This is a genomic window from Propionimicrobium sp. PCR01-08-3 (genome assembly GCF_030286045.1).
Lineage (GTDB): Bacteria > Actinomycetota > Actinomycetes > Propionibacteriales > Propionibacteriaceae > Brooklawnia.
Genome location: NZ_CP127390.1, coordinates 2,998,170 through 3,022,164, shown reverse-complemented (window position 1 = coordinate 3,022,164; position 23,995 = coordinate 2,998,170). Strand labels below are relative to the sequence as shown.

22 protein-coding genes, 1 tRNA gene and 1 pseudogene are annotated in these 23,995 nt (G+C 63.2%); 14 read left to right on the top strand and 10 right to left on the bottom strand.

The window, feature by feature from the left end:
* Window positions 1-185 precede the first annotated feature (185 nt).
* Both trxB and trxA read left to right on the top strand, forming a co-directional pair.
* Entirely contained in the window at window positions 186-1,256 is a 1,071-nt protein-coding gene (gene trxB, locus QQ658_RS14055) for a thioredoxin-disulfide reductase (protein ID WP_286025461.1), read from the top strand.
* A gap of 104 nt (window positions 1,257-1,360) precedes the next feature.
* A complete protein-coding gene (gene trxA, locus QQ658_RS14050; RefSeq protein ID WP_502928919.1) occupies window positions 1,361-1,687 on the top strand; it encodes a thioredoxin in 327 nt (108 codons plus the stop codon).
* Window positions 1,688-1,991: 304 nt separating this feature from the next.
* On the opposite strand, the gene QQ658_RS14045 is transcribed toward trxA, so the two are convergent.
* The 8 genes and pseudogenes from QQ658_RS14045 to rpmH form a co-directional block, all read right to left on the bottom strand.
* Window positions 1,992-2,930, bottom strand: a complete 939-nt coding sequence (locus QQ658_RS14045; RefSeq protein ID WP_286025460.1) for a ParB/RepB/Spo0J family partition protein — start codon at window positions 2,928-2,930, stop codon at window positions 1,992-1,994.
* A complete protein-coding gene (locus QQ658_RS14040) occupies window positions 2,927-3,799 on the bottom strand; it encodes a ParA family protein (RefSeq protein WP_286025459.1) in 873 nt (290 codons plus the stop codon). The genes QQ658_RS14045 and QQ658_RS14040 overlap by 4 nt, the downstream gene beginning before the upstream one ends.
* A gap of 20 nt (window positions 3,800-3,819) precedes the next feature.
* The gene (rsmG, locus tag QQ658_RS14035; RefSeq protein ID WP_286025458.1) at window positions 3,820-4,446 is read right to left on the bottom strand and encodes a 16S rRNA (guanine(527)-N(7))-methyltransferase RsmG; all 627 of its coding nucleotides are present in this window, start codon (window positions 4,444-4,446) and stop codon (window positions 3,820-3,822) included.
* The gene (locus QQ658_RS14030) at window positions 4,447-4,920 is read right to left on the bottom strand and encodes a Jag family protein (protein WP_286025457.1); all 474 of its coding nucleotides are present in this window, start codon (window positions 4,918-4,920) and stop codon (window positions 4,447-4,449) included.
* Between the two features lie 114 nt (window positions 4,921-5,034).
* Complete coding sequence (yidC, locus tag QQ658_RS14025) at window positions 5,035-6,135, bottom strand: membrane protein insertase YidC (RefSeq protein ID WP_286025456.1); 1,101 nt, start codon at window positions 6,133-6,135, stop codon at window positions 5,035-5,037.
* An 83-nt stretch (window positions 6,136-6,218) separates the two neighbouring features.
* Window positions 6,219-6,431: pseudogene (gene yidD / locus QQ658_RS14020) on the bottom strand (membrane protein insertion efficiency factor YidD); the annotation flags it as partial.
* A complete protein-coding gene (gene rnpA, locus QQ658_RS14015) occupies window positions 6,428-6,769 on the bottom strand; it encodes a ribonuclease P protein component (protein ID WP_286025454.1) in 342 nt (113 codons plus the stop codon). The pseudogene yidD and the gene rnpA, both read right to left, overlap by 4 nt.
* A 3-nt stretch (window positions 6,770-6,772) precedes the next feature.
* Window positions 6,773-6,910 (bottom strand): 50S ribosomal protein L34, encoded by a 138-nt coding sequence (rpmH, locus tag QQ658_RS14010; RefSeq protein WP_286025453.1) that lies wholly within the window; start codon window positions 6,908-6,910, stop codon window positions 6,773-6,775.
* 525 nt (window positions 6,911-7,435) lie between these two features.
* Between rpmH and dnaA the strand changes: the two genes are divergently transcribed.
* The 6 genes from dnaA (at window position 7,436) to QQ658_RS13980 (ending at window position 15,344) form a co-directional block, all read left to right on the top strand.
* Window positions 7,436-8,854, top strand: coding sequence for a chromosomal replication initiator protein DnaA (gene dnaA, locus QQ658_RS14005; RefSeq protein WP_502928918.1), 1,419 nt, complete (start codon window positions 7,436-7,438; stop codon window positions 8,852-8,854).
* 463 nt (window positions 8,855-9,317) lie between these two features.
* Window positions 9,318-10,478: a DNA polymerase III subunit beta gene (gene dnaN, locus QQ658_RS14000; protein WP_286025452.1), complete on the top strand. Its 1,161-nt coding sequence runs from the start codon at window positions 9,318-9,320 to the stop codon at window positions 10,476-10,478.
* Between the two features lie 4 nt (window positions 10,479-10,482).
* Window positions 10,483-11,760, top strand: a complete 1,278-nt coding sequence (recF, locus tag QQ658_RS13995) for a DNA replication/repair protein RecF (protein WP_286025451.1) — start codon at window positions 10,483-10,485, stop codon at window positions 11,758-11,760.
* 120 nt (window positions 11,761-11,880) lie between these two features.
* Window positions 11,881-12,504: a DciA family protein gene (locus QQ658_RS13990; protein ID WP_286025450.1), complete on the top strand. Its 624-nt coding sequence runs from the start codon at window positions 11,881-11,883 to the stop codon at window positions 12,502-12,504.
* A gap of 144 nt (window positions 12,505-12,648) precedes the next feature.
* Complete coding sequence (locus QQ658_RS13985; RefSeq protein WP_286025449.1) at window positions 12,649-14,772, top strand: hypothetical protein; 2,124 nt, start codon at window positions 12,649-12,651, stop codon at window positions 14,770-14,772.
* Complete coding sequence (locus tag QQ658_RS13980; protein WP_286025448.1) at window positions 14,769-15,344, top strand: hypothetical protein; 576 nt, start codon at window positions 14,769-14,771, stop codon at window positions 15,342-15,344. Before QQ658_RS13985 ends, QQ658_RS13980 begins: the two co-directional genes overlap by 4 nt.
* A 138-nt stretch (window positions 15,345-15,482) precedes the next feature.
* Here the strand turns inward: QQ658_RS13980 and QQ658_RS13975 are convergent, their stop codons facing one another.
* On the bottom strand, window positions 15,483-16,034 hold the full coding sequence (locus QQ658_RS13975) for a hypothetical protein (protein ID WP_286025447.1): 552 nt from the start codon (window positions 16,032-16,034) through the stop codon (window positions 15,483-15,485).
* Window positions 16,035-16,818: 784 nt separating this feature from the next.
* Here QQ658_RS13975 and gyrB point away from each other — a divergent pair.
* The 3 genes from gyrB (at window position 16,819) to QQ658_RS13960 (ending at window position 22,349) form a co-directional block, all read left to right on the top strand.
* Window positions 16,819-18,771 (top strand): DNA topoisomerase (ATP-hydrolyzing) subunit B, encoded by a 1,953-nt coding sequence (gene gyrB / locus QQ658_RS13970; protein ID WP_502928969.1) that lies wholly within the window; start codon window positions 16,819-16,821, stop codon window positions 18,769-18,771.
* Between the two features lie 91 nt (window positions 18,772-18,862).
* Window positions 18,863-21,601 carry a DNA gyrase subunit A gene (gene gyrA / locus QQ658_RS13965; RefSeq protein ID WP_502928968.1) on the top strand — a complete coding sequence of 913 codons (2,739 nt, stop codon included), beginning with the start codon at window positions 18,863-18,865 and terminating at the stop codon, window positions 21,599-21,601.
* Window positions 21,594-22,349, top strand: coding sequence for a DUF3566 domain-containing protein (locus QQ658_RS13960; protein WP_286025445.1), 756 nt, complete (start codon window positions 21,594-21,596; stop codon window positions 22,347-22,349). Before gyrA ends, QQ658_RS13960 begins: the two co-directional genes overlap by 8 nt.
* A gap of 85 nt (window positions 22,350-22,434) precedes the next feature.
* On the opposite strand, the gene QQ658_RS13955 is transcribed toward QQ658_RS13960, so the two are convergent.
* Window positions 22,435-22,845 (bottom strand): DUF4870 domain-containing protein, encoded by a 411-nt coding sequence (locus tag QQ658_RS13955; RefSeq protein WP_286025444.1) that lies wholly within the window; start codon window positions 22,843-22,845, stop codon window positions 22,435-22,437.
* Between the two features lie 182 nt (window positions 22,846-23,027).
* Between QQ658_RS13955 and QQ658_RS13950 the strand changes: the two genes are divergently transcribed.
* From QQ658_RS13950 to QQ658_RS13940, 3 genes are all read left to right on the top strand, one after another.
* Window positions 23,028-23,104, top strand: a tRNA-Ile gene (locus tag QQ658_RS13950).
* Between the two features lie 140 nt (window positions 23,105-23,244).
* On the top strand, window positions 23,245-23,706 hold the full coding sequence (locus QQ658_RS13945; RefSeq protein ID WP_286025443.1) for a hypothetical protein: 462 nt from the start codon (window positions 23,245-23,247) through the stop codon (window positions 23,704-23,706).
* A gap of 6 nt (window positions 23,707-23,712) precedes the next feature.
* Window positions 23,713-23,952, top strand: coding sequence for a hypothetical protein (locus QQ658_RS13940; RefSeq protein ID WP_286025442.1), 240 nt, complete (start codon window positions 23,713-23,715; stop codon window positions 23,950-23,952).
* The last annotated feature ends 43 nt before the right edge of the window (window positions 23,953-23,995 follow it).

The window sequence follows — 23,995 nt, the reverse complement described above, 5'->3', positions numbered from 1 at the left end:
CGTGGAATAGCGGTGCCGAGCACGGTGTTGGGGTCGATGTAGTTGGGAACGAATGTTGTGACAGACGGCTCCCGGCCCAGGTTTTGCACCGATCGCTTGTCGGATAGGCTCCTAGAGCCGCCTGCGAGTCGAAGCAGCTGTATAGAACTGGGCAGGCCGTGTTTGTTTGAGATGAGGATGATTTGATGACCACCAACCCCTTCGCAGGCGGCGGGCTGACGTCCGGCATTCAGCTGGATGGTGTGCGTCCGGCCTCACTGGCCGCGCCGGTCGAAGTAGCAGCCGACGCTCCGGTTCGCGACATCATCATCGTCGGCAGCGGGCCCGCCGGATACACCGCCGCCATCTACGCCGCCCGCGACGGCATGCACCCCGTGGTGTTGGAGGGATCGATCGACGCGGGTGGAGCGCTGATGACCACCACCGAGGTCGAGAACTTCCCCGGTTTTCCCGAGGGCATTCAAGGTCCGGACCTGATGGCCAATATGCGGGCCCAGGCCGAGCGTTTCGGCGCCGAGCTGATCACCGACGATGCGACCTCGCTCGAACTCACCGCTGACATCAAGAAGGTCACCGACACCGACGGCAACGTCTATCTGGGACGCGCCGTGATCTTGGCGATGGGTTCCGCCTACCGCAGGCTCAACATCTCTGGCGAAGATCTTTACTCCGGCAAGGGCATCAGCTGGTGCGCGACCTGTGACGGGTTCTTCTACAAGGGCAAGGACATCGCGGTGGTCGGCGGCGGCGATTCGGCGGCCGAGGAGGCCACCTATCTGACTCGTTTCGCGAACTCGGTGACCTTGATTCATCGCCGCGACCAGCTGCGGGCGTCCAAGATCATGGCCGACCGGGTACTGTCCGATCCGAAGATCACGCCGGCCTGGAACAGCCAGATCGTCAGTTTCGCCGGGTCGCCGACCCTGCAGGAGCTGACGCTGCGGGACACCAAGACCGGTCAGTTGCGCACGCTCCCGGTCGCCGGGCTGTTCGAAGCCATCGGCCATGAGCCGCGCTCGGCCCTGGTTGCCGGCCAGGTCGAGTTGGACGACCAGGGCTATGTGCTGGTCGACGGATCGTCCACCCTGACCAACCTGGCAGGTGTCTTCGCTTGTGGTGATCTGGTGGACCACACCTATCGTCAGGCGATCACCGCGGCGGGAACAGGCTGCCGGGCCGCTTTGGACGCCGAAGAATACCTGGCGTTGCTCAGCGACGCCGCGAAAGAGCCGGCTCTCATCGTCCAAAGCAAGTAGCCGGAGCCCTCTGAGAGGAGGTCAGCAGTGGTACTGGGCCTGTCTCAGTAGTCCCGCATTCTTTCTGAACCTACGAGTCATCCGATATTGAAAGGACGATAATCATGGCGGTAATCGAAGTGACCGATGCCAGCTTCGCGACCGACGTGCTGGGCAGCTCAAAGCCCGTATTGGTCGACTACTGGGCGGACTGGTGTGCCCCCTGCAAGCAGCTCGGCCCGATCATCGACGAACTGTCCAAGACCTACGGCGACCGCATGGTCTTCGCCAAGCTCGACACCAATGCCAACCCCGATGTGCCGATGCAGCAAGGGGTGATGGCTCTGCCGACGCTGCAGTTCTTCAAGAACGGCCAGGTTGTCCAGTCGATCCAGGGCGGCAAGCCTAAGGGCGCGCTGGTGAAAGCCATCGAATCGGTGCTCGAGGGCTGAGCCCGCTCCGCGCAGGAGCGCCGGTCGAGCTGTAATAGGCACCCACGGTCCGGTTCACCGAAGACCTCTTAGAGAAGGTCGTCCGTTCTCCCCTGGGAGGGCGGACGGCCTTCTTTCGTTTCGGCCGGGCTCGCAAGACCGTGCGGGCAGGTAGGAGCGTTCATCATGACAGGCGTCTCTGACATCCGGGTACAAGGCGAGAAAGATATAAAACGATAAATCGACATAACGACATATCGCTATAACGATATGCGTCTGTTTGGCTACGGCTGCCGCTAGCTGATGCTGCGAGAGTTTGAAGAAGTTACTCGTCCGAGGACTCCAGGATGCCCATGATGCGTTCCAAGTCGTCTTCATCGGCGAACTCGATGGTGACCTTCCCCTTGTGCGCGCTCAGACTGATTTCGACGCGGGTGTCCAGCCAGTCAGCGAGACCATTCGCGTGTGCCTGCACTTGCTGGGGAAGTTCCCTCGGGGTTCGCCGGCGAACCGCCCTCGGAGCGCCGTCTTCACGCAGCATCATCGACACCGCCTCTTCGGTCGCGCGGACGGACAGTCCTTCGGCGATCACGCGTTGAGCGAGCTTCTCCTGCGCCAGTGCATCGTCCAACATCAGGAGAGCACGCGCATGGCCGGCAGAAATGACTCCGGCCGCCACCCGCCGCTGTACCGATGTCGGTAAACCCAGTAGCCGGAGCGTGTTCGAGATGTGCGGGCGTGATCGTTTGATCCGGGTCGCGAGCTCCTCTTTCGAGCAACCGAAATCGTCCAGGAGCTGTTGATAGGCGGCGGCCTCTTCGAGCGGATTCAGTTGCGCACGGTGCAGGTTCTCCAACAATGCATCCCGCAACAAGTCGTCATCTTCTGTGACACGGACGATCGCAGGTATCCGCTCTATTCCTGCCAACTGGTGCGCGCGCCAACGGCGTTCACCGACGACAAGCTGGTAGTCATCGTCCGCGATGCGCCTGACGACAACCGGCTGGAGGAGACCGACCTCGGCGACAGAATCCGCGAGTTCATTCAGATCGTCCTCGTCGAAGACCTTTCTCGGTTGTTTTGGATTCGGGCTGATCTCCGCCACCGGAATCTCGGCGAAGTACGAACCGTCCGGCATGGGCGCGGATTGCTCGGGTGTCTCGACGCTCTCATTCGAGGCAGCGGAGCCCGACGGTTCAACGTCCGTGCGCTGAAAGAGCTCGCCGAGGCCACGTCCCAGACCACCGCTAGGCCGAGTGCTCATCGTTCCAGTCCTCTCCGAGCGGCTCCGCTGGGTACGCGCGCTCCTCGTTCCGCGATCTCTGTAGCCGCCTTACGGTACGCCCGCGCTCCGACCGACTGCGGGTCGTAACCGAGGATCGTCTGTCCGTAGCTCGGTGCTTCGCTGAGACGCACCGATCGCGGAATGAGGGTGACGAGCGTCTGGTCGGGGAAGAACTCCCGCACCTGTTCGCCAACCTGGGCCGACAGCTTGGTTCGTGCGTCGAACATCGTCAGCAGCACGGTCCCCAGCTCAAGATCAGGATTGAGCTCGTCCTTCACCATGTTGATGGTTCGCAAGAGATGGCCGACGCCTTCGAGTGCGTAGTACTCGCACTGGATGGGCATGAGGATCTCATTGGCTGCGACGAGCGCGTTGAGGGTGAGCAGCCCGAGCGACGGGGGACAGTCGAAGATGATGTAATCGACATCGCTGTCGGCGAGATATTGCGTTATCGCCTTACTGAGCCGTTGTTCCCTGGCCACCTGGGGCACCAGTTCGATCTCTGCTCCGGCCAGATCGATCGTCGCAGGGACGACATGCAGGTTCTCCGACTCCGGCGATTCCTGCTCGACATCGGCAATCCTTGTGTGCTGGAGCAGCACCTCATAGGTTCCGGACGTTCCCGGCTGGTGATCGATTCCGAGAGCAGTGCTCGCATTACCCTGAGGATCCAGATCCATCATGAGCACCGTGAGGCCGCCGCGTGCGAGCGCGGACGCGATATTTACCGCAGTGGTCGTCTTACCGACGCCCCCTTTTTGATTGACAATGACGATCGTCCGTGTCTGAGCCGGGTGAGGTAATCGCGTTTCACGTGAAACGCTTAAAGCCGATGGGCTGGAGTTCATCGCCCGACTGCCTCCTCTACTCAAAGGTCCGTTTCACGTGAAACGCCACGGACCCTCACCACAAAAGTCTCCTCAAGATTAGCGGCCGCTCGAACTGGCCGCACATCGGCCACCAGACCGCTCTTCTCCAGTTCGGTGGCCGCAGCGGCCACCTCCTCGGCAGCCGACGCACCCTTCAGTGCCAGCAGCTCACCTTCAGGAAGAAACATCTTCTTCGTCCACCCGACGAGTTTCCCCAAGGGTGCAACCGCCCTCGCGGTCACCACATCGAAGGTCCGGACGCAGTCCTCTGCGCGGCCTCGCACGACCTCCATCCGTCCCCCCAGAGCAAGCTCCTCCACAACTTCCGTCAAAAAAACCGAGCGGCGAAGTAGCGGTTCCACCAACACGATGGACAAATCCGGGCGTGCGATCGCGAGCGCAATACCCGGAAGTCCGGCCCCGCTGCCCACGTCAGCAATCGAAGCATTCTCTCGGATCAACGGTGCCACGGCGACGCTATTGAAGATGTGCCGTTCCCATAGCCTCTCGGACTCGCGCGGCCCGATCAGACCTCGCTCGACACCTCGACTTGCCAATATATCGACATATCTATTAATCGTCTTAGTGTCCGTGCCGAAGAGTTCCTCGACGACAGGTTGGTTCACCTATTCGCCCTTACTGATCACCACGTGACGATTCGGTTCCTGGCCTTCGGACGCACTGCTCAGCCCGGCCGCCGCAACGACGTCGTGTACGACCTTGCGCTCGAAAGCGTTCATGGCGGCCAGATGTACCGGCTCGCCGGACTCTTTGGCCTCGACGATTGCCTCGGTGGCCAGACCCTGCAGTTCCGCGCGTCGACGCTCGCGGAACCCTGCCACGTCAAGCATCAACCGGCTGCGCTTGCCGGTTTCGGTCATCACCGCCAACCGGGCCAGGTCCTGCAACGCGCTCAGGACCTCGCCGTCCTTACCCACCAACACTTCGCTGTCGGTGATGATCGAGACATGCGCCCGATCGCCCTCGGTGAAGATGTCGATATCGCCGTCCATGTCCGCGATCTCGAGCAAATCCTCAAGGTAATCCGCGGCGACGTCTCCCTCGGTGTCGAGGGTCTTCTGAAGCTCTCCAGCATCCATCGTTGAATCTCCTGCTCTAAAGAAAACCTGGGTCAACCTCGCTTCGAAGAATCACTGCTGCGTGCCGATTCTTCTGGATCCCGACCCCTACAGAACCACCCCGAGTCCAGGCGGCTACTTCTTCTTCTTGCGTGCCGCACGGCTGCTGTGCTGCACCTGCTGGCGTTGGATGACCTGCTTGCCGTCCACCGATCGGCGCACCGTCTGCCGGTTCACCTGCTGACGTGACACAGTGGGCTGCTCGCCGGAGTCCTTGCCTTTCACCTCGCGGGTCGCCACCTGGCCCTTGCCGTTGCCACCCTTGCGTGCCTTGTTCGCGCGGGCGCGTTCGATCTCCTTCGGGTCCTTGCCCTTGGCAACCATTCGCTCCTCCCACTCCACATAGGCGGGGGTATTCGGCGTCGGATAGTTGCGGATGATCACGTACTGCTGGACGAACGTCCACAGGTTCGAGATGATCCAGTACACGAGCACGCCGATCGGGATCTGCGGACCGATGAAGATGTACATCGCCGGCATCATGTACAGCATCATCTTCTGCTGCTGGCCCATCGGCCCTTCGAACGCTGTCGGGGGCATATTGCGCCGCATCATGTGCAACTGCTGGAAGAACAGCAGCCCGGTCATCATGATGATCATGATGAGCGCGAGAATCTGGGTCGCCCCGAATCCGTCGCTCATCGGCAGGAAGGTGCCCGACAGTTGGGCCCCGAACAGCCGTGCGTGCCGCAACGACTCGACCAGGTCAGGATTGTTCACGAAGAACGTGCCCCGGGCTTGTCCTTGCGCGGCCCCGTACAGCACGCGGTACAAGCCCCAGAAGATCGGCAGCTGAATCAGCATCGGGAGACAGCTCGAGGTCGGGCTGACGCCCTCGTCCTTGTAGAGCTTCATCGTCTCTTGTCCGAGCCGTTCCCGGTCGGAGCCGTATTTCTGCTGCAGCGCCTGAATCTTCGGCTGCAACGACTGCATGGCCCGCGACGAGTTCAGCTGCTTCGCGTATAGCGGCATCATCAAGCCGCGCACGATGATCGTCAGGACGACGATCGACAGTGCCCAGGTCACTCCTGAGTCGGTGCCGAACAGCGGAGACCACAGCCGGTGAGCCAGCACGATCAGCCCGGAGACCGCCCAGTACAGCGGCTGCATGATGGCGCTGCCGACCTTGCTGATGTCGTCCCACAGGTTAAGGAACAGGAAAGGGTCGAAGTCCATCAGGACGCCACCTCACAATAATCGGGCGCTTGAGCGCCACCCCGGAAACGCTGGGGTTGCGCGGCCATTTCGGCCTCAAATTCTGAACCGGGCACCGGGTCGAACCCGCCTCGTGCCCAGGGATGACAGCGGCTCAATCGCCTCAGGATCAACCACGATCCCTTGAGCGCGCCGTGCAATTGAAGTGCCTCCAGCCCGTAAGCGGAGCAACTCGGGTAGTACTTGCACACATCTCCGTACAACGGCGAGATCACTGCCCGCCAAAGTTTGACGAAACCGATCAGCAAGTACTTCATCGAAGCCGCCCCAACTTGCCCAGTGCAACGCTCCAGGCAGCTGCCAAATCATCGGCCACCTGCGACGAAGCCGCAGCAGGCAGGGCTCGGACGACAACTCGTGTTCCGGCCGGCGTCGTCGTCAACTGCCGGCGCGCCAAATGACGCAGCTGCCGCTTCACCCGGTTGCGGGTGACGGCGTTGCCGACCTTCTTCGAGACCACAAAACCGACCCTTCGGTCGTCATCACCGACGGCACGCGCATGCACCACCAAAGTCGGGCGTGCAGCGCGCACCCCACCACGGACGGTCGCATCGAACTCGCTCGATGCCCGCATCCGGGCGGCCGCCGGAAGCATCGGTCAGGCTGACAGCTCGGCCCGGCCCTTGCGGCGGCGGGCGGAAATAATGGCGCGGCCGGCGCGGGTGCTCATACGCGCGCGGAAGCCATGGGTGCGTGAACGCCGACGATTGCTCGGCTGGAACGTGCGCTTACTCAAGGGAAGTCTCCGTCATTCGTTTTCGTGCATGCTTCGGGTGAAGCAAGATGTCGGGGCCGTACCTGATAGCGGCGCGCCGGGGTGCACGCACAGTCTGCTCAAGACAACGGCTTAGCAATATTACGTCAGCCCACGATAGAACAGCAAAAGCGGCGCCGCGACACGTTGTGCCCCGCTCGTCCAGTCAACACGCCGTCCACCCTCAAATCTATTTTTGTTCCTGCTTGCGAAGGGGCACGCAAGTAGCTACGGTCTAACGCTTGAGAGGAAGTTTTCCACAGCCTCGCTGGCGGTCGTCCACTTGGGCGAGTATCGCCGTGAGGAGGGAGTCCTTGCCCTCAACCTCGATCTAACGAGGGGAAATACCGCCTGAGCGTGATCAGGCGGGCTGATCACACACGATCGCCCGGTCAGCCCGCGGAGACAGGCCCGCCGGCCTGTGGAAAACTACAGGGGACGACAATAAGAAGCGCGCCGCTGAACGATAACCGGTGTGGCGAACCAAGTGGAAGACGAGTAAGCACCGTGCCGGACGAGCATGAACTGACGCCAGCCGACGACAACCTGGCAAAGGCGTGGCAACATGTGATCGACCAGGCCGACAAGGTCTCCAAACGCTGGCTGAAGACGGCGCACCTTTTGACGATTCACGAGTCCGTCGTGGTCATCGCCGTCCCCTCCGAGTATCACCGCAATCACCTCGAGACTCGTGACCGCAGCAGGATCGAGAACGCCCTCTCCGACTACTTCCGCAGAGAGATGCACATGGCGGTCACGGTGCAGCCCGATCTCGAACTCGACCTTCTGCCGCCCGATCCGCCTGCGGAGACCGAAGTCGAACCGAAGGAACTGACCCGCCGAGACGAGGCGCCGCCGGTCATCTCGTCCGCCCCGGTGACCGATCTATCCGACGGCGACCGGCTGAACCCGAAGTACACCTTCGACAACTTCGTCATCGGCAGCTCGAACAGGTTCGCTCACGCCGCAGCTGCCGCCGTCGCCGAGAACCCGGGCAAGGCTTACAACCCGCTGCTGATCTACGGCGATTCGGGGCTCGGCAAGACCCACCTGCTGCACGCCATCGGGCACTACGTCCGGCAATACTTCACCGACGCCAGGGTGCGCTATGTCAGCACCGAAGAGATGACCAATGACTTCATCAACGCGATTTCTGAGGGACGCAGCGCCACCTTCCGTCGCACCTACCGCGATGTCGACGTGCTGCTGATCGACGACATCCAGTTCTTGGAGAACAAGGTGCAGACCCAGGAAGAGTTCTTCCACACCTTCAATACCCTGCACAACGCTCAAAAGCAGATCGTGATGACCTCCGATCGTCATCCGAAGGCGTTCGAGAACCTCGAGCAACGGCTCCGCAGCCGATTCGAGTGGGGTTTGATCACCGACGTGCAACCGCCCGACCTCGAAACCCGCATCGCGATTCTCAAGAGGAAGGCCGCCTCCGAGCACCTCTCGTTGCCGCCCGAAGTGCTGGAGTTCATCGGCTCCCGCATCCAGACAAACATCCGCGAGCTCGAAGGCGCGCTGATCCGGGTGAGCGCATTCGCGTCCCTCAATGGTCAAGATGTCGACCTCAACCTCGCCGAAGTCGTCCTCAAAGATCTCATCCCCTCTGATCCCGAGACCGAGGTCACCGCGACCATCATCATCGAAGAGACCGCGAGATATTTCGGCATCCTGGTGGACGACCTGACCGGGTCATCACGTACCCAGACCGTCGCAACCGCCAGGCAGATCGCCATGTATCTGTGCCGCGAGCTCACCGAACTCTCCTTGCCGAAGATCGGCCAGGAATTCGGTGGACGCGACCACAGCACGGTGATGCACGGCGTCAAGAAGATCCGTCAGCTCATGAAAGAACGCCGCAGCGTCTACAACCAGGTCACCGAACTGACCAACAACATCAAGCAATCCGGACGCTGACGATCCCACCCCACACCCCTGTGGACGACGCGTCAGTTCGGCGGATGAATCACCGCAAGATGGGGACAATGCGTGGACAGTTGTCCACAGCCGCTGCCGTCATACACAAACGCAACACGATCTGCCGACAAGTATGGAAAGTTATCCACACCCCCGTCCAGCGGAGACGACAAGCAAAAACGAGAGTTATCCACAGTTTCAACAGAGGCTACGACTACTACGAGAGATAACTACATAAACACTCCATCGAAGTCACCGGTGTGGATAGCTCGCCATCTGGCAGCGGGCTGCCTCGCTGCCAGACGCTGCCGTTCGAAGCGGCCCGGCTGCGCGCCGAGCATCTGGTTGCCGACCACGCGACCGGCAACTCTCAACGAAAGGCTGAGTCGACCTGGCTGGCGTGTGACGAGATAGATATGATGCAGACCAGGATTACCCTGAATCTGAAGTAAGGACGTGCACCGTGAAGATTCGCATGGAACGCGATGTCATGGCCGAAGCCGTGGCATGGGCTGCTCGCAGTCTGCCAAGCCGGCCGAGCGTTCCGATTCTGGCGGGTCTGCTGATCAAAGCTGATGCCAGCGGCGTGACCATGAGCAGCTTCGATTACGAAACCAGTGCCGAGGTGCAGGTCGAGGCGCAAGTCATCGATGAAGGCGAGGCGCTGGTCTCCGGCAAGCTGCTCGCCGAAATCGCTCGAAGCCTGCCGAATCGTCCGGTCGATCTGTCCAGCGACAACACCCGCGCCGAGTTGGTGTGTGGCTCGGCACGGTTCACCCTACAACTGCTTCCGGTGTCGGAGTATCCACAGCTTCCCGAGATGCCCGCCGCGGCCGGCGTGGTCGGCTCGGACGAGTTCGCCCAGGCCATCAACCAGGTCGTGGTGGCCGCCGGACGCGACGAACTACTGCCGGTGTTCACCGGAGTCAGGCTCGAAATCAACGACGACACATTGTCGCTGTTGGCCACCGACCGCTACCGGATGGCGCTCAAGGAACTCGCCTGGAATCCGGCCGACAGCTCCGCCGAGGGTGCCGCGCTGGTGCCGGCCCGAGTGCTGAGCGAGGCCGCCCGCTCCATGTCGAGCGGCGAAGACATCACCATCGCGCTGGCCAACGCTGAGGCCGGCGAGGGCCTGATCGGCCTCGAAGGCAAGGGTGCCGGAGGTGTGCGTCAGCTCACCACCCGGCTGCTCGGTGGCGAGTTCCCCAAGGTCCGCCATCTGATGGACATTCAGCCCAGTGTCACCGTGAGCTGCAAGACCGACGAACTCATCGCCTCGGTGAAGCGTGTCTCGTTGGTGGCCGAGCGCAACAGTCCGCTGCGGATGCTGATCGGCGATGAGCAGATCGCCTTGGAGGCCGCATCGGGTGATCAGGCACAGGCCTCCGAAGCCGTTGCCGCGCAGGTGGCCAACGTTGCCGGGGGTGAGTTGGCGATCGACGCGGCCGGATTCAATCCGCACTATCTTTCGGACGCATTGAACGTGCTGGGCACCCCCTACGTGCATTTCTCGTTCACCGCAGCCGGCAAGCCCTGCCTGGTGCGGGGAATGGACGACATCGACGGTGAGCCCAAGGGAGACTACCGGCACGTCATCATGTTGATGCGCCTGCCGAACTGACATCGTGTACGTCGCTCGCCTTGAGCTGCACCAGTTCCGCAACTATTCCGAAGTGGAACTGCGGCTTGACCCCGGGGTGACGATCTTTCAGGGCTCGAACGGCCAGGGCAAAACCAACCTGGTCGAGGCCATCGAGTACCTGTCCAGGCTCGGATCGCACCGGGTCAGCAACGACACCCCCCTGGTCAAGGCCGGCACCGAGCAGGCCGTGATTCGTGCTGAAGTGGTCGCCGGTACCGACGATCCCCGGCGGCTTCTGCTGGAACTGGAGATCAACCCCGGACGCGCCAACAGGGCACGCATCAATCGCGGTGCCCTGCCCCGGACGCGCGACCTTCTCGGCGCCTTGCGCACGGTGGTCTTTTCCCCCGAAGACCTGAGCGTCGTCAAAGGCGACCCGGCTGCCCGCCGCAATTTCCTGGACGACCTGGTGATCAGCCGCTGGCCGCGCATGCTGGGGGTCAAACAGGACTACGAGAAGGTCGTCAAGCAACGCAACTCGCTACTGAAATCGCTTGCCCAAGGCCACGGTGACGCCGACGCCGAGTTCACCTTGGATATCTGGGATCAGCAACTGGTCAGCTACGGCAGTGAGTTGCTGGCCGCCCGGCTCGATACCTTGAGTGAGCTGACCGGCCCCACCTCCCGGGCCTATGCACAGATAGCTCCGCTGAACAACCAGGCCGACGCGTCCTATCGGGCGGGATTCGCCCTGCCCGGCGACCCCGCCGAGCTTCCGGGCGCGTTCGCGGCTGCCCTGGCCGATCGGCGTCGTGAGGAACGCTCCCGCGGGCTCACGCTGGTAGGGCCGCACCGCGACGACCTGTACTTGACGATCGGGGAGCTGCCCGCCAAGGGTTATGCGTCCCATGGTGAATCGTGGTCGCTGGCATTGGCCCTGCGGCTCGGCGCGTTCGAGCTGTTACGATCCGATGGCATTGAGGCGGTGCTGATACTGGACGATGTGTTCGCCGAATTGGACGCCACCCGCCGCGACCGGCTCGCCAAGGCAGCCCGGGACGCCGAGCAGGTGCTGGTCACCGCGGCGGTCGCCAGTGACGTGCCGGGCGAACTTCGTGGCGAGCGGTTCAACATTTCGGCTGGTCAACTCATCGACGTCGGCCCGAGTGATGCGAGTCCCGTGGAAGGCGATGACCGGGCCGGAGATGACCGGGCGGGCGATGAGGCCGTGACATCACATGACGGGAGCGTTGCCGATGGGCCGGAGCCGTCCACCGAAGCCTTCACGGCGGGCGATGAGGAGCGGCCGGATCATGCGTGAGCGTGTGGTTCTGCGCGCCGCTATCGATTCCTGCGCCCGAAATATGAAGACGCGCAGGATATATCGGGCGTGCGTTAGCATTTCGGGCGCGGCTGCGGCTGTGCTATGGGGCACGTGCTCATGACCGACAATGCCCACCGGCCAGACCTCGATCGTCCAGATGATGGCGATTGCCCCCAGGACAAGGACGAATTGGCCGCCGACGAGATCACGGTCTTTCCCGAACCTTTGGAGAATGACGATCATGATCCGCTGGGCATCGAGGTGGCCAGTCACATCGCCCACGACATCGCCGGTATTCTGCCGCCGCCGCGCGGGGTGAGCTCCTCGCGCCGCCGCAGGCGTCGGTTCGGCACCGAACAACGCTCGGGTGCCGGGCCGGACGAACGTGACCCCAAGCCGTTGTCGCAGGCATTGAACCGGCTGGTTTCCGGTCGTGGCTGGCAGACCGAGGTGGGGTTGCGCAGGTTGCTCGAAACCTGGCCCGAAATCGTCGGCCCGGTGAACGCGCAGCACTCCCAGCCCGCGGGATTCGAGAACAAGGTACTGGCGGTGCGGGCGGAGTCGTCCACCTGGGCGACCGTGCTGCGTCAGATGGCACCGCAGATCGTCGCGAAACTGAATACCGAACTCGGCGACGGATCGGTGCAGCGCATCGACGTGCGGGGCCCTGCGGCGCCGAGCTGGTCCCATGGCCGGCGCTCCATCCGCGGTTCCCGTGGACCGCGCGACACCTACGGGTAGTCGATATCGGTGCGCCCAGCTTTCCGGCTCACCAGATGACGAAATGATTGCCGCCTGGCGTGCGGCTTTGATTCTTGCGGCGATGTCCGGCGGTTCTATCGCACCGGCAGACCAGAGTGACGTGCTCCGTCTACACTGATGCCGATGTCCTTCGTCCGCCAATGGTGGGGCCAACTCACCAACTTGACCGGCCAGACCGTGCAGGTCTGGTGGCAGGTGCTGCCCAAGGTGCTGATCGCCTGGGTGGCCGGCTGGCTGGTCTATCGGGTGGCGCTGACCTCGACCGCATCCATTCAGGAGACCCATCCGTGGCTGACCATCGTCATCTTCAGCACCGGACTGGTGACTCAGCTGGCGGCATTGATCGTCGCGATCAGAATCGCCGGCCGCCCGGCAGGGTTGTGGGAGACTCTGCCACCTCAAGTCGCCCGGCTGGGACGCGATGAGCCACTCTTGAAAGTCGTCAGCGTCTCGCTGCTGCCATTCGTCGGGGTGTACGCGGTCTTCAACGGCATCAACGAGGCCACCTATCAACTGTTCATTCAGGGTGCGATCAATTCGGCGACCGTGCTCAATCCGCAATCCGCAACGACTGTGCTCGACCCCACCACGGCCCGGCAGCGGTTGATCATCGGTGCGGTGCTGGTCATCAGCTATATCGTCAAACGGGCTCTCGAAATGCTCGCCGACAAATTCGGACGATCTGTTCTCGGATTGGCGGGTGCGCTCGTCGAGGGATTCTTCTCGGTCGTGCTGATCTTCGGCGGCTCCCGGATGCTCGGGGATCTCGGCGACTGGCTGCGCGACCGGGTGTTCTACGGCTGGCTGATGGACGCGTGGGAAGCGCTCTCGGGCTTCCTGGTCTCGTTACACATCCCGATTCCCCAGGTCATCAGCTGGTCCTGGCAGCTGTGGACCGAACATCTGTGGCCGCTGTTCAGCGACGCCATGCTTGCCCCGTTGCTCTGGTTGGCGGCTGCCGGATTGGTCTTCGGCACCTACACGCTGTCTGCCGCCGAACTGTGGGACAAGGGCCAACAGCGAGGCGTGTCCGGCGCACTGGCGAGGCGCCACGAGCGGCTGGCGCGCCTGCAGGCGCGGGGTCTGTCGGCAAGCCGCGGCAGCCGCGCCGTGGTGCTCGAATTCATCGAGATCTTCGTCGGCGACATCGAGGACCGGTTCATCCCGATCATTCAATCGCTACACCATGTGCTGCGTGTCGGCCTGCCCTTCACCGGTGCCTTTATCCTGCTGTACGCCGTGGTGGGAGCGGTCAAGTCGATCGTCTTCTATGGTCTGCAGTCGATCATCGGCGGCAATGTCTTCCAGTTCTGGCTGGTGATGCAGCCGCCGCTCGACCTGATCAGCGGAGTCATCGGTGAACCGTTGCGGATCAGCCTGCTGGCGGTCGCCATGACCGCGACCCTGAAGGCGAATTACCACCACACGCCAGCCAGGCCGGATGACCTCGGCACAGACGAGAGCGGGGCGTCGGTTCAGCGGGTCGGCGCGGAAGTTGCCGGAGAAAATCGACCCGGATCATCCGTCAAGACCCTTCAGCAGCAGAATTCCGGTCGCCGATGGCAGGCCGCGCCCGCCCCCGTTTCCCCGGGGCTCCCATCGGCGGTTTGGGGAACACCACCCGCGAATCAGTCGGGACCTCAGGCACCGACAGATCACGAGCACTCCACGGTGCAACTTCTGGTGGCTGGCGGCGTCACCTTGGCGTGCGTCCTCGCGGCCGGTTTCGTGACCGAGACCGTGATTCCCGAACAGAACACCGATCTGAGGTATGCGTCCGTCGGTGAACGGCTGCAGCTGGTGCCGGGACAGACCATGCAGGTGACCGGCCTCGACGCGGGCACCTGGCTGCAGATCAACGGCGACATGGAGCCCGCCATGGTGACCGAGGCGCTGTTCGTGAGCGTCCAATTTCAGATGACGAGCGACACCCACGCGATCGCCGGTCTCACCTGCAAGTTGTATACCCCCGGCCCCGATGGCGATCTCCTGCTGGCCGAATCGCCGGTGGAAGACATGTTCAGCACTCCCCAGCCGGGATTCACCACCCACGCCCAGGTTGTTTTCGAGCGGCCCGCCGATCAACTCGTGGGTGCCGAGCTGCACTGCACGCCGAGCGCCTTCTACCTGGCGTACGAGCCCGAAGCCGTCATCGAGGTGGGCATCGACGAGGCCACTCAGGCCGAGCTGGCGTCCAAGAACGGGACGCTTCAGGTGAGCGATCCGGTGACGGAGGTGACCCGATGAGGTGGCACTACTCCTCCCGGACGAGCCGACCTGAGAAGCGCGAACTGCCGTCCCGGGGGCCGGGATTCTGGTGGACGCTGACCGCGATCGTGCTCGCCATCGCCGTCGGATATTGCGCATGGCTCGCCCGCGACCTCTATCGCTCACCCAAAGTGCTGGCACCGGGCGCCGGATACACCGACCCACTGGGCGTCACCTACACGGTGCTCGCCCGCGAGCAGGTCGACGAGCTGCCCGGCGGATGGGATGACACGATGCATCCTGCTTCCGGAGCCGTCTTCTTGAGTTTCACCGTTGCTGTGGACAACTTCGTCTACGTCGAGGGCGACGGTTCGTCCACCCTGTGCAGCTTCGATCTGATGGCTACTTCGGGCGAGGTGTGGACCTCGGTCGATTCCTACGATCCGACCAGGAGCAGCATCTGCAAACTCGAGCCGGACGAGATCACCGCCAGTCAGCAGGTTGTTTCGAGCTTCGAGGTTCCGGTGAACATGCTCGACCAGGTCGTTGGGCTGGTGTCGGACACCGTGCCGCACGAACAGTTTCCGGTCATCTCCGAGCCGGCGCGTTAGATACGCCACCACGCAGCCTTCGGCGGTGCGCACGAGCTATGACCGGGCGCACCGAACATCGTGCGTATGGTTCTATCTCGTGCGCGTGAAGGAACCCCTGCCCCAAGACGGCGATCGTGAAACCGACAAGCGTCAGGGTCAGCGGATCGTCCAACTGATCGGAAACGTCACTCGATAACCATCGGGCGCCGGGTTCCAGGTCTTCGAGGTCTCTGCGTCGTTCTTGACATTGCCCTGCTCGCCGAATTGCAGTTTCGCGATCAGGACGGTCACCTCGTCCTGCCCCATGGTCTCGGGCGGCAAAGTAAACCGCAGCACGCAAGGAATGGCCGGCACACCGGGCGAGAGCACATCTCGGGTGGTATCGAAACTCAAGCCGTCGTCGGTGCCCAGACTGAGCATCGATTCGGTGGAGATCAGGGGATCACCGTCGGTGCGCATGCCCGCATATGCACCGTCCTGGATGGCGTACTGCACCGACCCGGCCGATTGATCCGCCGTCAGCCCGCAGGAGCCGGCCACCTCAATCGAAACGTCATCGCCGAATTGATAGCCGATCGCGTGATCGAGCGCGATCTCGGCAGGCCCCAGGTTCAACGCCTCGCCGGGGCTCTTATCGTCGTAGGTCTGCCGGAGTTCGAATCCACCGACCGCCCAGACGCAAACGATCACCAGTGCCAATACCACCATCGCAGCCAGCAGTCCCTTGCTTGCGGTGGGCAATCGGTGCGGAGCGCCCGCCGGCCTTGATCCTGCGGGAGGTGGAGGATACGAAGGCGCGGCGGGAGGGACAATACCCCCGGCCACCGCGGCGGGAACGACGTTTGCCGAAGATGCGGGCCGGGCACCGGGAGGAGGCGGCGGGAAGTCGACGAAGGCGGCCGGCTCATCGTCCGGCCTCATCGCGCGCCGCGGGCCCTGGCTCATGCCGGATAGTTTAGGACCTTCAGAGGATCGCTACGTGGCGATCTATCGGATTCAACCCTCATATCGGACCTTGCCGAGGGCCTCGGATGGGCTGCAAAGTGCCATAGAAGGCCCGACAGAGGCATTTGTGCGGCAATGAGGCGTCCATCAGCTGGGATCATAAGAGCTCAGATGGTAAGATTTCGTGTTTGGGACGGGTCTTGAAACCAACCCATCGACGGGGCGCCGGAAGGCGAGCCGAAATCGATGAGTTCATTTTAGCCCGGGCCCGCCGGGCTAGGCACGCTTTAGCTGCGCATCGGTGGGTCTCGGCTGATCCTGGGTCACCAGATTCAGGGGTGAGCTTTCGTTCATCGACCAACGCCAGGAGGCGCCGGCGGTGCACCGGGCGTGGTCAAAAGGCCTGTGGGTCGAAACCCACCGCAGATCGTTGACGGTTCCTGGAACTACGAAGGAGCTACTGCCGGTGAGTGATCTGGCGAATAGTCCTGAGCCCGATGATGCCGAGGACGGCACCGAGGTCGTCTTCGACGAAGGTGCAGAGAACATACAGGTCGAGGGCGAGTACGGTGCCTCGGAAATTCAGGTGCTGGAAGGCCTGGAAGCCGTGCGGATGCGTCCGGGCATGTATATCGGGTCGACCGGCGAGCGCGGTCTGCATCACCTCGTTTACGAGATCGTCGACAACTCGGTGGACGAGGCTCTGGCCGGCTACTGCGATCACATCACCATCGAGCTCTTGGACGGCGGCGGCTGCCGGGTCAGCGACAACGGACGAGGCATTCCGGTCGCCATGCACCCCACCGAAGGAGTGTCCAGCCTGACCCTGGTGCTGACCGTGCTGCACGCCGGCGGAAAGTTCGGCAACGGCGGCTACAAGGTGTCGGGCGGCCTGCACGGCGTGGGCAGCTCGGTGGTCAACGCGCTGTCCGGCCGGCTGATCGCCGACGTGCGCCGCGACGGCTACCACTGGCGGCAAAGCTTCACCCTCGGGGTTCCGGACGCGCCCACCGAACGGCTGGAGGCGACCGAGGAGACCGGCACCACGATCACCTTCTTCCCGAGCTCCGAGATCTTCGAGTCCACGAACTTCAACTACGAGACGCTCGCCACCCGGTTCCGCGAGATGGCCTTCCTCAACAAGGGCCTCCAGATCGACATCACCGATCGCCGCCAGAACCACGTCGACGAGGACGGCAACCCGCTCGCCGACCAGTTCAAGTTCGACAACGGCCTGGTCGACTACGTGAAATACCTCAACGCCTCGCGTGAGGTGCTGACCAGCGTGATCGACGTCGAGGCGCATTCGAGCGATCTGGGCATGGGCGTCGAGCTGGCCATGCAGTGGAACATGAGTTATGGCAATTCGCTGCATACCTTCGCCAACACCATCAACACCCACGAGGGTGGCACCCACGAAGAGGGCCTGCGCGCGGCGTTGACCACCACGGTCAACAAGTGGGGCGAGGCGTGGGGGCTGATCCGCAAGAAAGAGGACCGGGTCGGCAACGAAGACATCCGCGAGGGGCTGACCGCGATCTTGTCGGTCAAGCTCGCCGAACCTCAGTTCGAGGGCCAGACCAAGACCAAGCTCGGCAATACTGAGGCCCGGGGCTTCGTGCAGCGGGTGGTCAACGACCGGCTCGGCGACTGGATGGAACGCAATCCGGCCGAGGGCAAGGAGATCGTCCGCAAGGCGATCGCCGCGTCCAGCGCCCGGATCGCGGCCCGCAAGGCCCGGGAGGCCGCCCGCAACCGCAAGGGCCTGCTCGGCGGTGGCGGCCTGCCCGGCAAGCTGGCGGACTGCTCGTCCAAGAACCCCGAAGAGTGCGAGATCTTCATCGTCGAGGGCGACTCGGCAGGCGGCTCGGCCAAGGGCGGACGCAACCCCCGCATTCAGGCGATCCTGCCGTTGCGCGGCAAGATCCTGAACGTCGAGAAGGCGCGCATCGACCGCATCTGGGCCAACAAGGAGGTCGAGGCCATCATCAACGCGCTCGGCACCGGCGTCCATGACGATTTCGACATCAACAAGCTGCGATACCACAAGATCGTGCTGATGGCCGATGCCGATGTCGACGGCTCCCACATCCGCACCCTGCTGCTGACCCTGCTGTTCCGGTTCATGAAACCGCTGATCGACCAGGGCTATGTCTATCTGGCGCAGCCGCCGCTGTTCCGGTTGCGCTGGACGAACTCCCCGCACGAATTGGCCTACACCGACCTCGAGCGCGATGTGCTGCGGGATGCCGGGAAGGCAGCCGGCAAGAAGCTGCCGAACGTCAACCCGATCCAGCGCTACAAAGGCCTCGGCGAGATGGACGCCCAGGATCTGTGGGATACCACGATGGACCCCGATGGCCGGATCCTGCTGCAGGTGACCTTGGACGATGCCGCGCGCGCCGACCAGATGTTCTCCATCCTGATGGGCGAGGACGTCGAGGAGCGCCGCTCGTTCATTCAGCGCAATGCCAAAGACGTTCGTTTCCTCGACATCTGACAAGGACTAATACCAAGTGAGTGAAACCCCGCAGGGCCCGAACGGGCCCGACGAACCAACCGAACCGAACGATTCCTTGGACGATGACATTCTGGGTGCAGGCGATGGCGAACGCACCGGCGGCAACCCGGCATCGGCCGAGGACGCCGCGTCCGAGGGCGTCATCACCGAACCTCGCAAGGGCGTGATCGAGCAGGTCGACCTGCAATCCGAGATCCAGAACGCCTACCTCGAATACGCGATGAGCGTCATCGTCGGGCGTGCGCTGCCCGATGTACGCGACGGCCTGAAGCCGGTGCACCGGCGGGTCATCTACGCCATGTACGACGGCGGCTACCGGCCCGACCGCGGCTGGAACAAGTGCTCGCGCGTGGTCGGCGAGGTGATGGGTCTCTACCACCCGCACGGCGACTCGGCGATCTACGACACCTTGGTCAGGCTCGCCCAGCCCTGGGTGATGCGCGCCCCGCTGGTTTCGGGCCAGGGCAACTTCGGTTCGGCGGGCAACGACCCGGCCGCCGCCATGCGGTACACCGAGTGCAAGATGGCGCCGCTGGCCATGGAGATGGTCCGCGACATCAACGAGAACACCGTCGACTTCCAGGACAACTACGACGGACGCGAGCAGGAGCCGACCGTGCTGCCGGCCCGCTTCCCGAACCTGCTGGTCAACGGGTCGTCCGGTATCGCGGTCGGCATGGCCACCAACATTCCCACGCACAACCTGCGTGAGGTCAACGAGGCCGTGCAGTGGGCGCTGGCCCACCCCGAAGCAACCGATGCCGAACTGCTGCAGGCGTCCATGGAGCGCATCAAGGGCCCGGACTTCCCCACCGGCGCGCTGATCGTCGGACGCCAGGGCATCGAGGACGCCTACCGCACCGGCCGCGGCTCGGTGACGATGCGTGCGGTCATCAATGTGGAGGAAGACTCCAAGGGACGCACCCAGCTGGTGGTCACCGAACTGCCCTACATGTGCAACCCCGACAACCTGGCCCAGAAAATCGCCGACCTGGTGAACAACGGCCGGTTGACCGGTATCGCCGACATGCGCGACGATTCCTCGGCCCGCACCGGGCAGCGGCTGGTCATTGTGCTGAAGCGGGACGCCCAGCCCCGCGTGGTTATGAACAACCTCTACAAGCACACCCAGCTGCAGGACACCTTCGGCTGCAACATGCTGGCGCTGGTCGACGAGGTACCTCGCACCTTGCGGCTCGATCAGTTCATCTCGAACTGGGTGACCCATCAGCTCGAGGTCATCCGCCGGCGCACCCAGTACCGGTTGGACGAGGCCGAGAAGGCTGCCCACATCTACCGCGGCCTGGTCAAGGCACTCGACATGCTGGATGAGGTCATCGCGCTGATCCGCCGCTCCCCCAACTCGGAGGCCGCGAACACCGGCCTGCAGGGGCTGCTGGACATCGATGAGGTGCAGGCGCAGGCCATCTTGGATATGCAGCTGCGCCGGCTGGCGGCTCTCGAGCGCCAGAAGATCATCGACCGGCTGGCCGATCTGGAGCGCATCATCGCCGACTTGGAGGACATTCTCGCCAAGGAGTATCGCCAGCGCGAGATCGTCTCCACCGAGCTGGCCGAGATCGTGGACAAGTACGGTGACGACCGCCGCACCCAGATCATCTCGGCCGACGGCGACATGAGCGAGGAAGACCTCATCCCCGATGAGGAGAACGTCATCACGATCACCCGGGGCGGTTACATCAAGCGCACCCGGATGGATCAGTACCGCGTCCAAAAGCGTGGTGGCAAGGGAGTTCGTGGCGCCTCGCTGCGTGCCGAAGATCAGGTCGGCTCGGTGCTGACGGCGATGAGCCATGACTGGCTGGTCTTCATCACCACGATGGGCCGGGCCTACCGGATCAAGGCGTGGCAGGTGCCCGAGGGTGGACGCGATGCCAAGGGCGGCCATGTCGCCGGTCTGTTGAGCTTCCTGCCCGACGAGCGGATCGCCCGCGGCATCGTGTTGCGCAGCTACGACGACGCCGACTACCTGGTGCTGGCCACTCGCAAGGGGCTGATCAAGAAGACCGAGCTTCGGGCCTACGATTCGGCCAGGCAAGCGGGCCTGATCGCGGTGAACTTCCGGGATCCGGGCGACGAGCTGATCGGTGCCGAGCTGGTCAACAAGGACGACGACATTCTGCTGCTCAGCCGCAAGGGCCAGGGCATCAGGTTCACCGCCGACGACGAACAGATTCGTCCGATGGGACGCACCACCTCCGGTGTGACCGGGATGCGTTTCCGCAAGGGCGACGAGCTGTTGTCGATGGCGATCATTCCCGCGGACACCGATGAGGAATCGCAGTACGTCTTCACGATGACCGACGAGGGCTACGCCAAGCGAACCCAGGTTTCCGAGTTCAGGCTGCAGAATCGTGGCGGTTTGGGTGTGCGGGCCATGCGGGTGAACGACGATCGGGGTGGCCTGGTGGCGGCCATGGTCGTCGCAGGCGACGACGAGATCATCTCGTTCAAGGCATCCGGGCAGGTCATCCGCTCCGCGGTGGCCGATGTCACCCCGACCGGACGCGACACCATGGGCGTCAAATTCGTCGGCCTGAAGGGCAAGGACCAGGTCGTTGCGGTCACCGTGAACTCCGAGCGGGCGGCTGAGGAAGAAGCTGAGGCCGAAGGCGCCGCGGGGGCCGAGGCCGAGGGTGACGTCGTGGAGGACGCCGATCTGGCGGACGCGTCCGAGGCCGAACCGGCCGATGAAGCCGACACCGAGGAGTCCGCCGAGGGTTCTGCGTCCGATGACGTTAGTCTTGAACCCGACGTAACCACCGATGAGGAGGCAGGCGATGAGTGAGAGCGATCAGGTGTCTTCGGCGAAGCCCAAGCCATCAGATTCTGACGCCACTGCCGAAACGCGGACGGTCGAGTCGGTCAAAGGCTCGGCCAAGGCCGATGACAAGACTCACGTGACACCCAAGATCAACGAGCCGTTGGCAACAGGTGCCGCCAAGCCTGCCGACGACAAGACGACGGTGACGCCCAAGGTCGCCGCCGATCTGGCGGCGGGCGATCATAAGGCGGCCGGCGACAAGACACGCGTGAATCCGACGATTGCTGCCGATTTGGCCTCGGACGACAGTTCCCTCGACAAGGCCGAGGTGACCAAGGCCACCGGCCCAACGCGCGACCGTACGGGACGAGTCAAGACCACCAGCTCAGGCACCGTGCGTCCGGCCCGCAAGGCCCGGCTGCGGATCGCCAAGCTCGATCCGTGGTCGGTGATGAAGACGGCGCTGATGTTCTCGGTAGCGGCGGCGATCATCCTGTTCGTTGCGGTCGCCCTGCTGTGGTCGGTCATTGAGGCCTCCGGTGCGCTCGACACCTTGCAGGAGACGCTGAACTCGTTGCTCGGCAACCCCGACGGTGGCGGCACCTTCGAGATCGAGTCGGTCATCGACCGGTGGCGGGTGCTCGGGTTCACCGCGATTGTCTGCGGCATCAATGTGGTGCTGCTGACCGCGCTGGCCACGCTGGGTGCCTTCTTGTACAACCTCTCCAGCTCGGTGCTGGGTGGGCTCGACGTGACGCTGGCCGAGGACTGATCTTTCGGCTCGGCGGTTATTTGGCTGCCAACATGACGATGCCCGGGACGACCGACGATTTGGTCGTCCCGGGCATCGCTTCGAATCAGCTCAGGAAGCTCAGCTTCCAGGGGTAGTTGTAAGGCTGCCCGCCCGACGCCTTGACGGCGGCGATGATGCCGACGATCACCGAGGCGAGCACGGCGGCGATGATCATCAGGACGCCCAGCGGAATCAAGATGACGGTGATGCACAAGACGCCACCGACCAGCGCGACCAGCCACATCGTCACCTGGAAGTTGAAGGCGTCTGCTGCCTCATGGCGGACGAAGGCGTCCTTGTCTTTGTAGAGCAACCAGACGAGCAGAGGCCCGACGATGGCCAGCCATCCTGCCGAGACTGCGGCACTGATCGGTCCGGACAAGTGCGCCAGCATCGCGGCCGTCCGGGACTCGCCCGGCTGACCGGCGTGGTTCGGAGGATTCGGGTTCGAGTAAGGGGCGGAATAGTTGGTCATGGGTCCATTTTTGGTGGCGGCACCTGGATGGACAAGCTTCTCGTCCGGGGTTCAGGGAGTCTTCCGGGAGCCATTGATGTGGGCTCAAGGTTGAGGAATGTGCATGGCGAACGCGATTTGAGACTTCGAAGATGTCTGCGGTAATGTAATCGCTCGGTGCTGGTTTGGTTTGGCATCGGTTCGGGCCTTTAGCTCAGTTGGTTAGAGCGCGTCCCTGATAAGGACGAGGTCACTGGTTCAAGTCCAGTAAGGCCCACCAGTGAATCTCTCTCTGACTAGCGGAAACGCTAAGCCCTCAATTTCGAGGGGGAGAATAGGGGGAGTTTTCTCCCGAACCCTTCGCGGTCGAACCGGTGGCTAGGTGCTTGATCGAGAGGCACAAAGACCATGACAACCACGATGATGCAGGCACGCGAAGTTCGTCCGGTTGATAACCGCGGCCCGGTCTGGGCGGACGAGGTGACGCCTTGGGCGCGAGCTGGGGACGGCGTGTGGAGTCGGCAGTTCACCGGCATGAACCACGGCGCTACGGTGCGCCAGACGGTGACGCGGAAGCTGAGTGAGTCGGCGCAGCATTCAGACCTTGAGGTCATCAAGGCGTCGCCCGATTGCCCGGCGTGGTGTACGAGTCACGGCATCGAGAACCGGGACGATGATTGCGTGGAGTTCGAGCAGGTCTATCACCAGCGAGTTGTTTTAGCCGGGAGTCATGAAGTGCTGATCGTGCAGGCGCAAGATGCGCAGACCGGCCGGATGCTGGGCGTGGACATTCTGCCGTCGAACTGGGCTGAGTTGACGCCCGTCGAAGCCGCCGAGCTGGGCGCAGCGCTGATTCAGGCGGCGGAGTTGGTGAGGGGTTAGGTTGCGGTGACGGCGATACGGCGGACCAAGGCCGACTTCCCAAGCGACGAGGAAGGCTACGCCGCGTGGAACGCGGGCCGGGCGGAAGGTCTGGCGGATGATCCTCGACCGCGCCCTGAGTGTCCCTATCTTTCCTGGCCGAACGGCACGTTCAAAGAACAGTGCCTGAACGCGGCTTGGCGGCGCGGCTATCACCACGGCATTCAAGAGCTGGTGCTGGCCAAGTACGGCGAACCGCTGGCCTAGTCTGGGCATGGCTGAGGCCGGGAGTCTCTGACGGGACTCCCGG

Coding starts and splice junctions, on each gene's coding strand:
- trxB (WP_286025461.1), top strand. CDS start 186: ATGACCACCAACCCCTTCGCAGGCGGCGGGCTGACGTCCGGCATTCAG.
- trxA (WP_502928919.1), top strand. CDS start 1,361: ATGGCGGTAATCGAAGTGACCGATGCCAGCTTCGCGACCGACGTGCTG.
- QQ658_RS14045 (WP_286025460.1), bottom strand. CDS start 2,930: ATGAGCACTCGGCCTAGCGGTGGTCTGGGACGTGGCCTCGGCGAGCTC.
- QQ658_RS14040 (WP_286025459.1), bottom strand. CDS start 3,799: ATGAACTCCAGCCCATCGGCTTTAAGCGTTTCACGTGAAACGCGATTA.
- QQ658_RS14030 (WP_286025457.1), bottom strand. CDS start 4,920: ATGGATGCTGGAGAGCTTCAGAAGACCCTCGACACCGAGGGAGACGTC.
- yidC (WP_286025456.1), bottom strand. CDS start 6,135: ATGGACTTCGACCCTTTCCTGTTCCTTAACCTGTGGGACGACATCAGC.
- rnpA (WP_286025454.1), bottom strand. CDS start 6,769: ATGCTTCCGGCGGCCGCCCGGATGCGGGCATCGAGCGAGTTCGATGCG.
- QQ658_RS13990 (WP_286025450.1), top strand. CDS start 11,881: ATGACCGACAATGCCCACCGGCCAGACCTCGATCGTCCAGATGATGGC.
- QQ658_RS13985 (WP_286025449.1), top strand. CDS start 12,649: ATGTCCTTCGTCCGCCAATGGTGGGGCCAACTCACCAACTTGACCGGC.
- QQ658_RS13980 (WP_286025448.1), top strand. CDS start 14,769: ATGAGGTGGCACTACTCCTCCCGGACGAGCCGACCTGAGAAGCGCGAA.
- QQ658_RS13975 (WP_286025447.1), bottom strand. CDS start 16,034: ATGGTGGTATTGGCACTGGTGATCGTTTGCGTCTGGGCGGTCGGTGGA.
- QQ658_RS13960 (WP_286025445.1), top strand. CDS start 21,594: ATGAGTGAGAGCGATCAGGTGTCTTCGGCGAAGCCCAAGCCATCAGAT.
- QQ658_RS13955 (WP_286025444.1), bottom strand. CDS start 22,845: ATGACCAACTATTCCGCCCCTTACTCGAACCCGAATCCTCCGAACCAC.
- QQ658_RS13945 (WP_286025443.1), top strand. CDS start 23,245: ATGATGCAGGCACGCGAAGTTCGTCCGGTTGATAACCGCGGCCCGGTC.